At 57.4% G+C, this 15,614-nt stretch carries 20 protein-coding genes and 1 tRNA gene; 12 read left to right on the top strand and 9 right to left on the bottom strand.

Annotated elements, in window-relative coordinates; translation table 11 throughout:
- Positions 1-49: 49 nt before the first annotated feature.
- The 3 genes from BM320_RS03575 (at position 50) to BM320_RS03565 (ending at position 1,385) form a co-directional block, all read left to right on the top strand.
- A tRNA-Glu gene (locus BM320_RS03575) sits at positions 50-124 on the top strand.
- Between the two features lie 110 nt (positions 125-234).
- The gene (locus BM320_RS03570) at positions 235-663 is read left to right on the top strand and encodes a VOC family protein (RefSeq protein ID WP_090196531.1); all 429 of its coding nucleotides are present in this window, start codon (positions 235-237) and stop codon (positions 661-663) included.
- Positions 664-680: 17 nt separating this feature from the next.
- On the top strand, positions 681-1,385 hold the full coding sequence (locus tag BM320_RS03565; protein WP_242650944.1) for a DUF1194 domain-containing protein: 705 nt from the start codon (positions 681-683) through the stop codon (positions 1,383-1,385).
- Here BM320_RS03565 and BM320_RS03560 read toward each other — a convergent pair.
- Positions 1,382-1,903: a MarR family winged helix-turn-helix transcriptional regulator gene (locus tag BM320_RS03560; protein ID WP_207496844.1), complete on the bottom strand. Its 522-nt coding sequence runs from the start codon at positions 1,901-1,903 to the stop codon at positions 1,382-1,384. The genes BM320_RS03565 and BM320_RS03560 overlap by 4 nt on opposite strands.
- A gap of 96 nt (positions 1,904-1,999) precedes the next feature.
- On the bottom strand, positions 2,000-2,719 hold the full coding sequence (locus tag BM320_RS03555; RefSeq protein WP_090196529.1) for a helix-turn-helix transcriptional regulator: 720 nt from the start codon (positions 2,717-2,719) through the stop codon (positions 2,000-2,002).
- Between the two features lie 87 nt (positions 2,720-2,806).
- On the opposite strand from BM320_RS03555, the gene BM320_RS03550 reads away from it, so the two are divergent.
- Positions 2,807-3,748, top strand: a complete 942-nt coding sequence (locus tag BM320_RS03550) for an alpha/beta fold hydrolase (RefSeq protein WP_278246410.1) — start codon at positions 2,807-2,809, stop codon at positions 3,746-3,748.
- A gap of 43 nt (positions 3,749-3,791) precedes the next feature.
- On the opposite strand, the gene BM320_RS03545 is transcribed toward BM320_RS03550, so the two are convergent.
- On the bottom strand, positions 3,792-4,064 hold the full coding sequence (locus tag BM320_RS03545; protein ID WP_090196523.1) for a succinate dehydrogenase assembly factor 2: 273 nt from the start codon (positions 4,062-4,064) through the stop codon (positions 3,792-3,794).
- On the bottom strand, positions 4,061-4,456 hold the full coding sequence (locus tag BM320_RS03540; protein ID WP_090200318.1) for a helix-turn-helix domain-containing protein: 396 nt from the start codon (positions 4,454-4,456) through the stop codon (positions 4,061-4,063). The genes BM320_RS03545 and BM320_RS03540 overlap by 4 nt, the downstream gene beginning before the upstream one ends.
- 82 nt (positions 4,457-4,538) lie before the next feature.
- Here BM320_RS03540 and BM320_RS03535 point away from each other — a divergent pair, with 82 nt between their 5' ends.
- Both BM320_RS03535 and BM320_RS03530 read left to right on the top strand, forming a co-directional pair.
- A complete protein-coding gene (locus tag BM320_RS03535) occupies positions 4,539-5,741 on the top strand; it encodes a pyridoxal phosphate-dependent aminotransferase (RefSeq protein WP_090200317.1) in 1,203 nt (400 codons plus the stop codon).
- 167 nt (positions 5,742-5,908) lie between these two features.
- Entirely contained in the window at positions 5,909-6,319 is a 411-nt protein-coding gene (locus tag BM320_RS03530) for a hypothetical protein (RefSeq protein ID WP_090196520.1), read from the top strand.
- Here the strand turns inward: BM320_RS03530 and BM320_RS03525 are convergent.
- The 4 genes from BM320_RS03525 to BM320_RS03510 all read right to left on the bottom strand — a co-directional run bounded on the left by BM320_RS03525 (position 6,316) and on the right by BM320_RS03510 (position 8,989).
- Positions 6,316-7,263 carry a 2-hydroxyacid dehydrogenase gene (locus tag BM320_RS03525; RefSeq protein WP_090196518.1) on the bottom strand — a complete coding sequence of 316 codons (948 nt, stop codon included), beginning with the start codon at positions 7,261-7,263 and terminating at the stop codon, positions 6,316-6,318. The two genes, BM320_RS03530 and BM320_RS03525, sit on opposite strands and share 4 nt — an antisense overlap.
- On the bottom strand, positions 7,260-7,598 hold the full coding sequence (locus BM320_RS03520; RefSeq protein WP_090200314.1) for a tRNA-binding protein: 339 nt from the start codon (positions 7,596-7,598) through the stop codon (positions 7,260-7,262). The genes BM320_RS03525 and BM320_RS03520 overlap by 4 nt, the downstream gene beginning before the upstream one ends.
- Entirely contained in the window at positions 7,591-8,406 is an 816-nt protein-coding gene (gene proC / locus BM320_RS03515) for a pyrroline-5-carboxylate reductase (RefSeq protein WP_090200315.1), read from the bottom strand. The genes BM320_RS03520 and proC overlap by 8 nt, the downstream gene beginning before the upstream one ends.
- Positions 8,407-8,485: 79 nt before the next feature.
- Positions 8,486-8,989 carry a type III secretion system chaperone family protein gene (locus BM320_RS03510; protein WP_090196515.1) on the bottom strand — a complete coding sequence of 168 codons (504 nt, stop codon included), beginning with the start codon at positions 8,987-8,989 and terminating at the stop codon, positions 8,486-8,488.
- A 291-nt stretch (positions 8,990-9,280) separates the two neighbouring features.
- Here BM320_RS03510 and BM320_RS03505 point away from each other — a divergent pair, with 291 nt between their 5' ends.
- Both BM320_RS03505 and BM320_RS03500 read left to right on the top strand, forming a co-directional pair.
- On the top strand, positions 9,281-10,213 hold the full coding sequence (locus BM320_RS03505; RefSeq protein ID WP_131802265.1) for a hypothetical protein: 933 nt from the start codon (positions 9,281-9,283) through the stop codon (positions 10,211-10,213).
- A gap of 102 nt (positions 10,214-10,315) precedes the next feature.
- Complete coding sequence (locus tag BM320_RS03500; protein WP_090200312.1) at positions 10,316-11,347, top strand: M42 family metallopeptidase; 1,032 nt, start codon at positions 10,316-10,318, stop codon at positions 11,345-11,347.
- 150 nt (positions 11,348-11,497) lie between these two features.
- Here the strand turns inward: BM320_RS03500 and BM320_RS03495 are convergent, their stop codons facing one another.
- The gene (locus BM320_RS03495; RefSeq protein WP_090196510.1) at positions 11,498-11,737 is read right to left on the bottom strand and encodes an accessory factor UbiK family protein; all 240 of its coding nucleotides are present in this window, start codon (positions 11,735-11,737) and stop codon (positions 11,498-11,500) included.
- Between the two features lie 94 nt (positions 11,738-11,831).
- Between BM320_RS03495 and lgt the strand changes: the two genes are divergently transcribed.
- The 4 genes from lgt to BM320_RS03475 all read left to right on the top strand — a co-directional run bounded on the left by lgt (position 11,832) and on the right by BM320_RS03475 (position 15,611).
- Positions 11,832-12,710 (top strand): prolipoprotein diacylglyceryl transferase, encoded by an 879-nt coding sequence (lgt, locus tag BM320_RS03490; protein ID WP_090196508.1) that lies wholly within the window; start codon positions 11,832-11,834, stop codon positions 12,708-12,710.
- Entirely contained in the window at positions 12,707-13,765 is a 1,059-nt protein-coding gene (locus BM320_RS03485) for a class I SAM-dependent methyltransferase (protein ID WP_090196505.1), read from the top strand. The genes lgt and BM320_RS03485 overlap by 4 nt, the downstream gene beginning before the upstream one ends.
- Positions 13,762-14,517 carry a peptidoglycan editing factor PgeF gene (gene pgeF, locus BM320_RS03480; protein WP_090196502.1) on the top strand — a complete coding sequence of 252 codons (756 nt, stop codon included), beginning with the start codon at positions 13,762-13,764 and terminating at the stop codon, positions 14,515-14,517. The genes BM320_RS03485 and pgeF overlap by 4 nt, the downstream gene beginning before the upstream one ends.
- Positions 14,518-14,837: 320 nt before the next feature.
- A complete protein-coding gene (locus tag BM320_RS03475; RefSeq protein WP_090200310.1) occupies positions 14,838-15,611 on the top strand; it encodes a Hint domain-containing protein in 774 nt (257 codons plus the stop codon).
- Positions 15,612-15,614 lie beyond the last annotated feature (3 nt).

Raw genomic sequence — 15,614 nt, 5'->3', positions numbered from 1 at the left:
CTCTTGCGCCCTTCGTCCAGTTTTTCTAAAAGCGCCACACACCAAGTGCGGTCCCTTCGTCTATCGGTTAGGACGCTAGGTTTTCAACCTGGAAAGAGGGGTTCAATTCCCCTAGGGACTGCCATTGGTGTAAAATTACCCCATTCAGACTTTATCGAACATGCGCATTTGGCGGTTGCCTTGCGGTCTATTCCGATTAGGTTCCTCCGTGAAATCTTTACGAAGGAACACAAAATGCCGCTGAAATATCTTCATACAATGGTGCGGGTCAAAGACCTTGAAAAAACCATGGCATTCTTTGCCCTGCTGGGCCTGAAAGAAACCAGACGCCATGACGTCGAAGCGGGGCGATTTTCCCTGATCTTCATGGCCCCCGAAGGCCAAGAGGATTGCCCTGTAGAGCTGACCTATAACTGGGATGGCGATGACGAACTGCCATCCGACAGCCGCCATTTCGGGCATCTTGCCTATGAGGTCGACGATATTTATGCGACCTGCCAGCACCTTATGGACAATGGCGTGACCATCAACCGCCCGCCGCGCGACGGGCGTATGGCCTTTGTGCGTTCGCCCGACAATATTTCCATCGAGCTTTTGCAAGCCGGCGGCAACCTGCCCGCGCGCGAACCTTGGGCCAGCATGGAAAACACCGGTCATTGGTAAACGGCGCGCGCCTTGTATTGCGAGGAGGCACGCTGCGCGCGGGCGCGATGATCCTGCGCGCCGCCATATTAGCGCTTTGCGTTCCGGTCGCGGCAACGGCAGCCTGCCGCCATGCATTGGCGCTGGGGCTTGATGTTTCAGGCTCTGTGGATGCGGTGGAATACCGGCTGCAGCTTGACGGGCTTGCCGCCGCTTTGCAAAGCGAAGCGGTGCAAGCGGTGCTGTTCCAGCAGCCGGATGCACCGGTCAGCATCAGCATCTATGAATGGAGCGGGCCGACCGACCAGACCGTCATCCAGCCATGGATGGCCCTGAACGACCCCGCCCAGCTGAACCGGCTTGTGACAGTGCTGCACGGCCACCAAAGGCAGGCCGCAGCACCCACAACGGCGATCGGTGCGGCGATGATGACGGGATTTGCGCTGCTTGACCAGCAGCCCGCATGCTGGCGGCGCACGCTTGATATTTCGGGTGACGGCGCGGCCAATACAGGTCCGCGCCCGCAAGATATCGCGCCCCATCTGGTGCCGGTCGGTGTGATCGTGAACGGGCTTGTCGTGGCGGCCGCGGATGATACCGAACTTGCCGCATATTACCGGTCCTATGTGATCCGCGGCGCAGGCGCATTTGTCGAAACCGCGCGCGGATTTGAAGATTACGCCGCCGCGATGGAACGCAAATTGCTGCGCGAACTACAAAGCATCGCCATCGGATCGCTTTAGTAGATATAGCGGATCTGCTCGGTCCAATAGCGTTCCACACGACGCAACGCGCCTGTGATATTGTCCAACCCGTCATGATCAAGCACGTCCCGCGCGATCAGCCCGTCCGCATGGGTGACAAATAGCTGGGCAATAATGGCGCGCACATTACGCCCCTTTTCCGACAGGCGCACGCGCACGGACCGGCGGTCGATTTCGCTGCGCTGGTGGTGCATATAGCCCAGATCAACCAGCTTTTTCAGATTGTAAGATACATTCGAGCCCTGATAATAGCCGCGCGTTTTCAGTTCACCGGCCGTGACCTCGTTATCGCCGACGTTAAACAGCAACAGCGCCTGCACCGCGTTTATTTCCAGGATGCCAACCCGTTCAAATTCGTCCTTGATCACATCAAGCAATAGGCGGTGCAGCCGTTCAACCAATGTCAGCGCATCAAGATAGCTGGCCATAAAGCTGGCACTGCGCGCCGCTGCATGGCCCTTGGGTTTTGGCCCGTCGATATCAGTATGGATACTCATATTTTTTACTCCGTCTTCAGCTGCCCCAGAAAGCTAAAACAAAATAAAAAACATTCAGTTAAATGCTAAAATTGTAGGTAATCCAAACAGTTTCGGTCAGCGAGGCGCATCGTGTAAAGGACGCACCGTATCGTCAAATGTCACATGGCGTCGCCGAAAATGCGTGTCTTTTACGCAATTTGGCCCGCTGATTCTGTCCATGCGAAAATGCCGGAAACCATCGCGCGCAGGATCCCAAGCCACCAGATACCAAAGCGGCGGTAAGATCAGCATTGCTTGCGGTTCAATGGAACGCTGCGTGATCACCCCTTTTGCATCGCGGTATTCAAACGCCAGATGCCTGCGCTCCAAAAACGCCGCTTCAAACGCGGGCAGCAAGGCCGGGTCGATCTCGCCTAAATCAGAAATATCAACCTGCGGCGCGAGCGTCCCGACATACAAACAGTCAAGAAACTGCCGCAGATCGCGGATTTTATCGGCAGGCAGCGCCTTTTCAATCTTGGCAAGCCCCGTATCCGCAAGCCCCGAAAAGGGCAGATTGCCTGCCGCACGCATGGACGCCACGCTGATCAGCAACGCAAACACTTCTGCGACTGACAGCCGCGCCGTGGTCTGCACAGATTGCGGATCAAGCTGCAGACCGCCACCGCGACCGGATTCGGAATGAATGACAAAACCCGCGTCCCGCAACGCAGAAATATCGCGCAGGACTGTGCGCCGTGACGCGCCCGCTTCGCGCGCAAGTTCCGCGATTGTCGACGTCCCGTTGCGGCGCAAATGGCGGACAATGTTGTCTTGTCGGTGACGCGCGTTCATTTTCATCACCTGACCGTTAAAGGTGTCATTTTTTGGCACCTTTTTATCCTATCTCTGATTCACGCAAGCAAACAAGGAGATATCGTTTTGCAAACTCACTACCGTAGCTTCCCCGCGCCAAGGCGCATCGCCCTCAATGATGTCACATTAGAGGTTTTTGAAGCCGGCCAGGAAAACATCGGAAACCCGATTGTGCTTTGCCACGGATGGCCAGAGCATGCCTATTCCTGGCGTTACCAAATTCCGGCGCTGGTCGCTGCGGGCTATCACGTTATCGCGCCAAATCAGCGTGGCTACGGGAAATCAACCTGCCCTGATGATGTCAGCGCCTATGACATTACGCAGCTCACGGGGGATCTGGCCGCGCTGCTTGATCACTACGGTTACACAGACGCGACATTTGTGGGGCATGACTGGGGGGCGAATATCGTCTGGGGCTTGGCGCTTTTGCAGCCTTCGCGGGTGCGCAAAATCATCAACCTTGCCCTGCCTTATCAGGCACGCACTGCGCAGCCCTGGATCGACATGATGGAAGAATTCTTGGGCCCCGACTATTATTTCGTGCATTTCAATCGCCAACCCGGCGTAGCCGATGCCGTGCTTGATGCGCATTGCGCACAGTTCCTGCGCAATTTGTTTCGCAAAAACGTGCCCCTGACACCGCCTGCGCCCGGTATGGTGATGATTGATCTGGCACAGGCGGATACGCCGCTGGGTGATCCGCTCATGAGTGATGATGATCTGGCCGTCTACGTCGATTCATTCACCACGTCGGGATTCACAGGCAGCATCAACTGGTACCGGAATCTGGATCGCAATTGGGGCATTTTGGACGGTGTTGATCCGGTGATCCACACCCCCGCGCTGATGATCTATGGTGATCGGGATACTATTCCGAAATCAGACAGGCTGACCGATTTTGTACCCAATGTGGATGTTGTCAGTCTTGATTGCGGGCACTGTATCCAGCAAGAAAAGCCCGCGCAAACAAATGCGGCGATTTTGGGCTGGCTGGCCGCGCAGCCGTAACAGGATCGCGGCGCCCTCTGGTTTCATCAGAGGGCAACGCCCCCTAAGCGGGCCGCGTCACCCCATGCGCGCCTTTGGTAACTTGCGCAATCAGGCCCGCATAGCTGTCTGGCACCGCAAATTGCCCACCGATCCAGCCATAGATATCGTGGTCGTTTTCCGCCAAAAGCGCGTCATAAAGCGCCAGTTCCGCATCGGACATCCCTGCCAGATGCGCATCGGCAAAGGCGGATAAAATCAGATCCATCTCTTTGATACCGCGCCGCATCGACCGCATCCGCATCCGTTTGATCATGGCTTCGCGTGTTTCGGTCATGACTGTTCCCTAATGGCTGTGCGCAGACGCTTTTCAAGCTGCCCGAGCTTTTTGGCCGACTGGCTGATCTGGGTTTGTAAAAGCCGCATTTCGGCCAAAAGATCAAGCAGGTCGCCAGAAATCTCGTGGGTATCTTCGGGCGCATCGGGGCCTTCGCCTTCGCCGGTTAACAGCCAGCTAAGCGATACGCCCAGCAAACCGGACAACATTTGCAAGCGGTTCGCGCGCGGCTCTTTTGTGTCGTTTTCCCATGCGGCGATCACGGCAGTTTTCACGCCCAGACGGCCCGCCAGTTCTTTTTGGTCCAGCCCTGCCGCGTCACGCGCGCCTGCCAGCCTGTCGCCAAATGTTGCGGCATCTTCGCCGAACCAATCGTCATTCACATCGGTCATCTGCGTCATCCTTGTTGCTTGCGCTTTTAGGTCGGCCCATCCTATGACAGGCATAGGCATAATTTACCACCGGATGACCAAAATGACCTTTCTCTCTGCGACCCTTGACCGCGTGAAGCCGTCACCGACAATTGCAGTCACCACCAAAGCCGCCGAGTTGAAAGCCGCAGGGCGCGATATCATCGCCTTGGGCGCGGGCGAGCCCGATTTTGACACGCCGCAAAACATCAAGGATGCAGGCATTGCCGCAATCAACAGCGGCAAGACAAAATACACCGCCGTTGATGGCATCCCTGAACTGAAGCAGGCAATTTGCGCCAAATTCGCGCGCGACAACGCCCTGACCTATACCCCCGCCCAAGTGACCGTCGGCACCGGCGGCAAGCAGGTGCTTTATAACGCCTTTATGGCCACGCTGAACAAAGGCGACGAGGTAATCATCCCTGCCCCCTATTGGGTCAGCTACCCTGATATGGTGCTGCTCGCTGGCGGGACGCCTGTCACCGTTGCTGCATCGCTGGACACCAGTTTTAAAATCACCGCCGCCCAGCTCGAGGCCGCGATCACCCCCAAAACCAAATGGTTCCTGTTCAATTCGCCATCCAACCCCACGGGCGCGGGTTATTCTTGGGATGAACTCAAGGCGTTGACAGATGTGCTGCTGCGCCACCCGCATGTCTGGGTGATGACCGATGATATGTATGAACATCTGGCCTACGGCGATTTTAAATTCTGCACCCCTGCGCAGGTTGAACCGGCACTGTATGACCGCACACTGACTGTGAACGGCGTGTCCAAAGCCTATGCCATGACAGGCTGGCGGATCGGCTATGCTGCCGGGCCAGAGCCGCTGATCAAAGCGATGCGCAAGGTGCAATCGCAATCGACATCCAACCCTTGCTCTGTCAGCCAATACGCGGCCATCGAGGCGCTGAATGGCACGCAGGATTTCCTTGCGCCGAACAATGACATGTTCGTGCGGCGCCGCGATCTGGTTGTCGATATGCTCAACACAGCCCAAGGCATCGTCTGCCCAAGACCCGAAGGCGCGTTCTACGTCTACCCGTCCATCGCGGATTGCATTGGCAAGACCACGGCCGCAGGCACGCTGATCGACAATGACGAAGCGTTCGCGACCGCGCTGCTCGAAGAAACCGGCGTTGCGGTCGTGTTCGGGGCAGCCTTTGGCCTCTCGCCCAACTTCCGCGTCAGCTATGCAACCTCTGACGATGCGCTTAAGCAAGCCTGCCAGCGGATCATCGATTTCTGCGCAAAGCTGTCATAAAGACCCGATATCCCCCTGCGGCGCAGCCCAAGCGCCGCAAGGGGTTCTTGCGGCACACATGTGCTGATCGCAATGCGCCCCCCCGAATTCGCATTATTGCAAACGGAGCCTTGGCAAGGCGCACCGGCCTGTTAGGATACCCACAAACGGATCATCACAGGCACAAAATGCAATCGCCACAGCTCCCGCCCTATTATTTCCGCGTCCGTGATAACGGGGCAGCTGTGTTTCGTCTGGACACGCAAAACCGGCAGCGCCGGATCGAGATGGAACAGATCGCCGTCGTAAACACCAACCGCGGCGATTACAAAGCACAGGGTGATTACCAGCTAACCGCCGATGATATCGCTGCAATTGACGCATGGCTTGCCGCCCGCTGCGCATTGCTGGCCCAGCGCGGCATCGACGACATCCACCGCACCATCGACCAGATGAATATCGCCACCCAATGGGCGCAGTCAAAGGCCAGCGATGACCAGCTGGAAGCCGTCACAGACCGGTTCTTGCTGGCGATGCATGACCTGCGGTCTGTTCTGGTGCGCAAAAAGGCCGACCGGATCAATAAACCCGGCGATTAGACGGCTTGCGGCAGGGGGCGGCCTTCGTCCCATGCAATGATGTTGTCCAATGCCATCTGGCCCATCGCCTCACGGATTTCCAGCGCGGCCGTGCCAAGATGCGGCAATAGCACCACGTTTTCCAACGCGCGGAATGCATCGGGCACCTGCGGTTCCTTGGCATAGACATCCAGACCCGCGCCCGCGATTTGCCCCGTCTCAAGCGCCGCAATCAGCGCCGCCTCATCCACCACATCGCCGCGCGCGATATTGATGAAAATCCCGCGTGGTTTCATCTGTGCCAGCATATTTGCGTCAATCAAATGCGCATTACCGCCACCACCTGGCACGGTCACGACGATAATATCCGCCTGCCCCATCAGATCGGCAAGGCTATCCACCTGCCGCGCAGGAAAATCCACGGGTTTGGTCGAGCGGTTAAAATAGATGACCGGCATATCAAAACCGAAATGGCAGCGGCGCGCCACGGCCTGCCCGATGCGGCCCATACCGACAATACCCACGGTCTTGCCGGTGACATGGGTGCCCAGCATATGGGTCGGCGCCCAGCCTTCCCATTTATCCGCACGCACAAGCCGTTCGCCTTCGCCCGCGCGGCGGCAGGTCGACAGGATCAGGGTCATGCCGATATCAGCGGTGGCATCGGTCACCACATCCGGCGTGTTCGATACGGCCACACCCGCCGCACGTGCGGCATCCGCATCAATATGATTGTAGCCCACACCGAAATTGGCCAGTACCTGACAGCGCAGATCACCCGCAAAGGCATCCGCGCTGAAATCATCACCCAATGTGGTCAGGATCGCATCGTAATCCCTAAGCGCGGCGTTAGCCTCGGCCACTGTCATGCCTGCGGCAACATCGCGCAAGGTCACATCATACCGCGCGCGCGCCGCGGCAATGGTCGCATCGGGAAAACGGCGTGTCAGCAGCAGTTTTTTCAATGTAGGCGTCCTCCTAAGGGTACATCCTGATCCGGACCAACTAGAACGACAGCGCCGTCTTTGTCAGGCATGCCCAGCACCAGCACCTCGGACATGAATTTGCCGATCTGGCGGGGTGGGAAATTCACCACCGCCAAGACCTGTTTGCCGATCAGCGCATCAGCTGTGTAATGCGCGGTGATCTGGGCCGATGTTTTCTTTTCGCCGATTTCATCGCCAAAATCGATCCACAGTTTAATCGCCGGCTTGCGCGCTTCCGGATAGGGTTCAGCGCGCAGCACAGTGCCAACACGGACATCGACCTTTAGAAAATCGTCAAAGCTAATTTCAGCCACGCCCCAGTTCCCGCGATCTGTCTGCGGCTGCCGCAACCGCACGGCGCAGCAACGGGCCAAAGCCGGTTTCGTCGTCCATCAGCACCTCAAGCGCGGCTTGGGTCGTGCCATTGGGCGAAGTCACATTGACCCGCAATTGCGCAGGATCATCATCAGCGGTTTCGGCCAATTCGCCCGCACCGCCGACAGTGGCCTTGGCCAGATCCATTGCCAGATCAGCAGGCAGCCCTTGGGCCACCCCCGCCGCAGCAAGGGTTTCGATCAGATGAAACACATAGGCCGGACCAGAGCCGGAAACAGCGGTCACCGCATCCATCTGATCCTCGGATTCAAGGCGCACAACTTGCCCCACCGCCAGCAACAGCGCCTCGGCCAGATCAAGGTCGGATTCGCCTGTATCACCGTTGCCGATCAAGGCCGTAATCCCGCGCCCGATGGCGGCGGGGGTATTGGGCATCGCGCGGATAATCGGGGTGTTTTCGCCCAGCATGTCTTCGAATAACGCAAGCGGCGTGCCCGCCGCGACCGAGATCACCAATGTGGCCCCGCCGCCCAGCGATTTCACATCCGGCAAGGCTTCGGCCATCATCTGCGGCTTGACCGCAACAACGACAATTGCAGGGCTTTGGGGCAATGCGCCGCCAATATTCACACCCTGTTTCCTAAGCCACTCTGACGGGTGCGGATCAATCACCCAGATTGACGCCGCTGGCAATCCGTTGCGCAACCAACCCGCAAGCATGGCCGAACCCATCTTGCCACACCCCAATAAAACAAGACCGCGTTTCGCGACGTCATGCATGTTCATCATCTGCACCTATGAAATTTTCGTACCGTAAAATTACGCAAAACAGGGGACAGGTTAAACCCCTTAAACTGCTCGAAAATCAGGCGCGCCCGTAAGCCCCGCCAATCGCTATCTGCACCGCGTCTTCGGGGGTATTATCGGCCCAAGTGACCAGCTGGATAGCTGGATAATACTGTTCGCAAGCGTTCACTGCCGCGTTGATCATCGTGTCAATCTGGTCGGGGCCTGCCATCTGGTCACCCGCAAGCATCAGCCCATAGCGGTAAACCATCAGTTTTTGCGCGTCCCACCAAGTGAATGCGCCAGCCCAGCAGCGGTCATTGATTGTGTTCAACGTCTCATAGAGCGCGGGCAGACGGTCGGTTGGCGGCTCCATCTCATATGTGCAGATCAGGCGCAGGGTCTCGTCATAGGCGGACCATGCAAGCGTGATCGAATAATTGCGCCACTGGCCACGGACCAGCATCGCAATCTGGTCATCATGCACGCGGTCGAACTCCCATTTATGGTGCTCTGCGATATATTCCACCAGATCGATCGGATGGGCGTCCTCGGCCTCTAGGTAGTGCTCGGATAATGCCATTGTGCCTGCCTCGCTACTTTGGCGCATCGGCGGTGGCAGCCCCCAAGCGCTATGTACCTACTCTAGGGACAGTAGTGTTCTTGTTTATCCCCTACTACATATCGTTGCAGCGGATTCACGTTCTGTAAAGCCATTTGTCGGGGATAAGTCAGGGGCGCAGGGCATTTCTTGTGGATAAAAAACCGTCAGAGGCGCAACAATGACACGCGCTGGCCTATGAAAAAAGCCACCAACCTGTCATAAGGTCCACCACAGACCGTGCATTTTAACAATTACTTGATTGGATTAATGATGACCAAACACTTGCATACATCCGCAATCGCGCTTGCCCTTTCGCTGGGCGCAACTGCAGCCACCGCCGAAGACAGCTTTTACCAAGGGCAGGTCATCGAATTGAGCGCAGGCATTTTCGCGCCGCTCAATACGTTGCAAGACACGTTGACAACCCCCAACGGTGGCGGCGCACAGGTGCAATCCACCGATGCGCTGAATTTCGGGCTGGGGCCGCGGATCGACGTCGCATATAGCCGCCCATTGGGCAACAATGCGCGATTGATCGTGGACATTTCTGCCGCAGAAGTCACGGGTGATACGACGATAACCATTGGTGCAACGTCTGAAACCTTCCCAGGCAGTTATGACGATGGATACCAACTTCCGTCAGCGAACGACTATGACACAACCGTCAAGACAGAGATGGCAACACTCAGAGTTGGTGGCGAATGGGCGATCAACCCTGCCTGGCGGGTCAGCGCGGGTCTTCAAGCGGGGCAAGCAGCACAAGACCTTGAAGCTTTCTCGCAAAATAGTTCCCGCAACATCACATCAACATCGCGCAATGAAATGTACGGTGTCTTTGGCGGCGTCAGCTATTACCACGGTATCAACGATGATATGGCGCTGCGCGTATCTGCAAACCTCGGTGTCTTGGAAAACAATTTCACCTACGATTATGCGAATATTGATTCAGGTGGATTTACCGACCAAGAAGCCAGCGGCACCAGTTCCGGTACAGCCTATTCAGCACAGATCGCGGCAAGGCTCGAACGCAACATAAACGACCATAGTATGATGATATTCGAAATCGGTTATGAAGGGCTCAGCGGTATAGGCAACGGCGCGGATACATTCCTTGATGCCGAAGGCACAGCGTCAACCGCCCATATCGACGAAGACATGATCGGTGCGGCCTATATCAGCGCAGGTTACGCGCTGCGGTTCTAGGGCCACGTTAAACAGCGCTTTGCGCCCCGATTACGGGCGCAAAGCATGGTTGCAAATCTGCGCGCAACCCCGCAAGTTGGCCCCAATAGCAGGAGCCAACCCATGAATACCGATCTTCTCAAACGCCTATGTGAAACCCCCGGTGTGCCCGGCAATGAACACCGCGTGCGCGACCTGATAACGTCCGAAATTGACGGGCTGTTTGATGAAGTTTCGGTTGATCCGATGGGCTCGCTTTTGTGTAAACGCAGCGCCAGCGGCGCGGACCCGCTGAAGATCATGCTGCTGTGCCACATGGATGAAATCGGGTTTCTGGTCAGCCATATCGACAAGGACGGCAACCTGTATCTACAGCCCGTCGGCGGGTTCGATCCGCGCAACCTGTTTTCGCGCCGTGTCTTGGTTTGCACCGACGATGGGGATTACAAGGGCGTGATGAACCCGGGCGGCAAGCCCGTGCACATCGCATCCCCCGAGGACCGCAAGAAGATCCCCGAAGTCGGAGAATTCTTTGTCGATCTCGGCATGGGCGCCAAGGCGCATGATGTGGTCAAGGTCGGCGATTTTGTCGTGATGGACGAACCGTTCTTGGAAATGGGCGACAAATTCGTGTCCAAGGCGCTTGATAACCGGATTGCCTGCTGGCTCGGGATCGAGGCAATCCGCCAGTTGGGTGACAAAGGGCGCAATGCCGAAATCCATGTCGCCTTCACCTGTCAGGAAGAAGTCGGGCTGCGCGGCGCACGCACAGCGGCCTTTGCGATTAAACCCGATATCGGGCTTGGCATCGACACCACGCTTGCCTGCGACACGCCCGGCATCCCCGAAAAAGACGCAACCACCCAGCAAGGCAAAGGGTTCGGCCTGCACATCCGCGACAGTTCATTCATCGCAGATAAGGCGCTGGTCAAAGAGATCGAGGCCATCGCTGTCAAAAACGATATCCCCTACCAGCGCACCATGCTCGCCGCAGGGGGCCAAGACGGGGCCGCCGCACAACAAGCCGCCGCAGGCGCACGCGCCGTCGGGATTGTGGTTGGGACACGCTATATCCACACGGTCACCGAAATGGTTGAAAAGGGTGATTTGCAAGCCGCGCTAGATATTCTCGTGGCGTATTTGTCGGAACAGTAACGACATCGCAACTGCACAACGACCCAGGCACCTGTCGCAGCGGATTATTGGGCGGCATATTTTGGAACTATGGCCCGCCGCACGCGCAAATGATGACACATCATTTGCCTGCAGGAATTCTTAGAATTCCTGCACTGGCATCGAAGCTAGTTACTTCCCCTCGAGCGCCGCAATCCGTGCTGCCAGCGCTTCGTTTTCTTCGCGGGCTTTCTGGGCCATGGCGCGCACGGCGTCGAATTCTTCACGCGTCACGAAATCACGGTCGGCCAACCAGCGGTCCATCATGGATGACATTGCCGTTGTGGCCTCGTCCTTGGCACCTTGGGCCACGCCCATTGCGTTGGTCATCAACTGGCTGATGTCGTCGAACATTTTATTCTTGGTTTGCATCGTTTTCTCCGATCACGTTTTCCCCTATATGGGGCCACAGCCGCGCGCGTTCAAGCTGGTTGACTTCACCGTGCCAGCATTAGAGGAATAGCCCATGATAGCAGCCATCCCCTTTCCCGATATCTCCCCCGAGATTTTCTCGGTCACTTTGTTTGACCGCAGCTTTGCGCTGCGCTGGTATGCGATGGGCTATATCGTTGGCATATTTTTGGGCTGGCAGTTGATCAAATACGCGCTGCGGCGTGCGGAAATCTGGCGCAATGGCCCGCCAATGCAGACCAGCCGGCTCGAAGACCTTTTGACCTATATCGTGGTCGGGGTGATCGCGGGCGGGCGCATGGGCTATGTGCTGTTCTACAAACCCGCCGATTTCATCGCGCGCCCGCTTGATATCATCAAGATCTGGGAAGGCGGGCTGTCGTTTCACGGCGGTTTCATCGGTGTCATCGTCGCGGTCTATCTGTTCAGCCTGCGCAACAAGATTGTCCTGTCCGAACTGGCCGATATTATCGCCGTGGCCGCAACGCCCGCGATCCTGCTGGTGCGCTGCGCGAATTTCATCAACGCAGAACTTTGGGGCCGCCCCACCGACCTGCCTTGGGGTGTGATCTTTCCAGGCCAAGCCGCGCAATCTTGCGCCACATTGCTGGCCGATTGCGCGCGCCATCCTTCGCAGCTTTATGAGGCGGGGCTTGAGGGCCTGTTGCTGGGCTCCATCCTGATCCTGCTCGCGTTCCGCTTTGGTGCGCTGAAAAAACCGTGGCTTCTGACGGGTGTGTTTTTTGCGGGCTACGGCATGGCGCGGTTTCTGGTCGAATTTGTCCGCCAGCCGGATGCACATTTTCAAAGCGTCGGGAATGAACTGGGGCTTGCGTTCCACTATAACGGCTGGGGGCTGACCATGGGGCAGACATTGACCCTGCCGATGATCATCATCGGGCTGAGCGTCATCATCAGAGCCACCCGCAGATGACCCCGCTTGGCACCCAACTGATTGCGCGCATCGGGCGCACGGGGCCGATCAGCATAGGCGATTATATGGCCGATTGCCTGATGCATCCCCAACACGGCTATTACGCGACCCGCGATCCGTTCGGGGCAGCGGGCGATTTCATCACCGCCCCCGAAATCAGCCAGATGTTTGGTGAACTCATCGGGCTATCGCTCGCGCAAAGCTGGCAGGACCAAGGCGCACCTGCGCAGTTCACATTGGCCGAACTTGGCCCGGGGCGCGGAACATTGATGGCCGACATCCTGCGCGCCACCAAATCCGTGACCGGCTTTCATGCGGCGCTAAGCGTGCATTTTGTTGAAACTTCACCTGTGCTGCGCAAGGCCCAAGCCGCCGCCGTCGCGGATGCCATCTGGCACAATGATGCAACCACCCTGCCCGATCAGCCGCTTTGGCTGGTTGCAAATGAATTCTTTGACGCACTGCCGATCCGGCAGTTTGTGCGTGACGCAGACGGCTGGCGCGAACGGATGGTTGGTGTCTCGGATGGGGCGCTGATGCTCGGGTTGTCGGCGGCGGCCCCGATTGATCTGCTTGCCCACCGTTTGGATGACACCAAAGACGGCGATCTGGTCGAACATTGCACCGCCCTGCCCGGTATCGTGCAGCAACTCAGCGATAAGATCGAACGCTTTGGCGGTGCGGGGCTGATCATCGACTATGGCGATTGGGTATCACTGGGTGACACACTGCAGGCGCTATGCGCGCATGAAATGGTTGATCCGCTGGCCCAGCCCGGCTTGGCCGATCTGACCGCCCATGTCGATTTCGCGGCCATTGCCGCAAATGCAGCGCCAGCGAAATTCAGCCGCCTGACACCCCAAGGGGTGTTTCTTGAAAGGTTGGGAATTACGCAACGCGCCCAAAAACTGGCGCAACTGCTTTCGGGTGACGCGCTTGATGCGCATATCAAAGCACATCGGCGCTTGACCCACCCCAGCGAAATGGGCGACCTTTTCAAAGTCATCGCACTTTACCCAAGCAACGCAACCCCGCCCCCCGGATTAGACCCATGACGCTTGATATTATCACCAGTCCCGATCTGAACGGGGTCGCGCATGGCTTTTTCACGCGCAAGGGCGGCGCCTCTTCGGGGGTGTTTGCGGGGCTTAACTGCGGTTATGGCAGTTCCGACCAGCACGATGTTGTCAACATCAACCGCGCGCGCGTGGCCGCCGCGATGGATGTAACGCCTGCGCAACTGGCAGGGGTGCATCAGGTGCATTCCGCCGATGTGGTCGTGATGGACACCCCGCACGACCCGCAACCCAAGGCGGACGCGCTGGTCACCGCAACCAAAGGTCTGGCGCTAACCATCCTGACCGCCGATTGCCAGCCCGTGCTGTTTGCGGATCCGGTTGCAGGGGTCATCGGCGCGGCCCATGCCGGATGGAAAGGCGCGCTTGGCGGCGTGCTTGAAAACACCGTTGCGCAGATGGTCGGCCTTGGCGCGACTCCGGCAAATATCGCGGCTGTGATCGGGCCATGCATCAGCCAGCGCGCCTATGAGGTGGGTCCCGATTTTATGGATCAATTCATTGCCGCTGATCCACGGTTCGACCGGTTCTTTGTGGCGGGAAACGGCGACAGGTTGCATTTTGACCTCCCCGGATTCGGGCTGCATAAATTGCACGCTGCGGGCATCGCCAACGCACGCTGGACACATCATTGCACCTATGCAGACCCGCAACGCTTTTATAGCTACCGGCGCTGCGTGCACCAAAAAGAAGCCGACTATGGCCGGCTTATTGCAACAATCCGACTCTAGCTTTGCGTGGTTTTCGCGCCCGCGCCGTAAAAATGCCCATATTGCAACCAATGCTGGAAGCTGCGGGGACGCCCCCGCAACAAAAGGCATCTTGAAATGCTGCTGACCAACAGCGGCATGCGGTCAGCAGGTGCCAAGCGACCAAAGCGCAGCACGCAATGACTGCGCATTATCGTCGGGCACAAACCGGCGAAAAATAGCCTAAGTAAATGATACCTTTTGACAATTGCGGTGGTAAGGAATTGAAATCGCGTCAATATTAACCATTTAGCAGCGCAGAATGGCGCGCGCGTCTGATGACAGAAAGAAGCGACAACAAAATGAAAACATCCAATCTTACGGGGGCAAGCGCAATAACCAAGACGCCTCGGGCAGGGTCGGATGTGCAGGCGCGCCAAAGCCAGAACAAATATCCAACGCGCAAATATGAAATCGCTTACCTGAACGCCGAAAATGAAATTGTTGAATTCGCACGCATGGCGCCCGCACTGCCGACATTCGAAAACGCCTTCGGGGCGCTGGGGCGCGGGGCAATGGTGCATACGCAAAACGGTCCGATGACAGTCGAAGACCTGTTGCCGGGTGATCGTATCCGGCTGGCAAACGGTGAATGTGAAACGCTGCTATGGCGCGGGTCGATGGTGCTGCATCCGGATGCGGTTGAACCCAATTCGGAACATTGCTGCCTGACGCGGATCACAGCCGAAGCGCTTGGCCCGTCGCGGCCCACGCCTGATCTTGTGCTGGGGCCAACCGCGCATTTGTTGCACCGTGCGGCGGGTGTGCGCACATTAACCGGCAAACGTGCCGCCTATATTCCGGCGCGTGACTTTGTCGATGGCAGCCATTTTATCGCGCTAAGCCCTGCCATACCTGTGCAGCTTTACCAGCTTGGCTTTGCGCGGCAGGAAAGCCTGATGGTCAACGGCATCGAAATCGAAAGCCTGCATCCGGGAACATTCTTCGGGCTTGGTTTGCGCGGCGATCTTCTGGCGCAATATCTGGCGCTTTTCCCGCACAAACGTGATCTGGATGATTTTGGCGAAATGCGCTACCCGCGTCTGCGGATGCGCGATCTGGAGCTTTTGGAATAGCTG

Source organism: Yoonia tamlensis (assembly GCF_900115105.1).
GTDB classification, from domain to species: domain Bacteria; phylum Pseudomonadota; class Alphaproteobacteria; order Rhodobacterales; family Rhodobacteraceae; genus Yoonia; species Yoonia tamlensis.
Note: the sequence above shows the minus strand (reverse complement) of the source record. Positions and strands in the feature narration are given on the sequence as shown.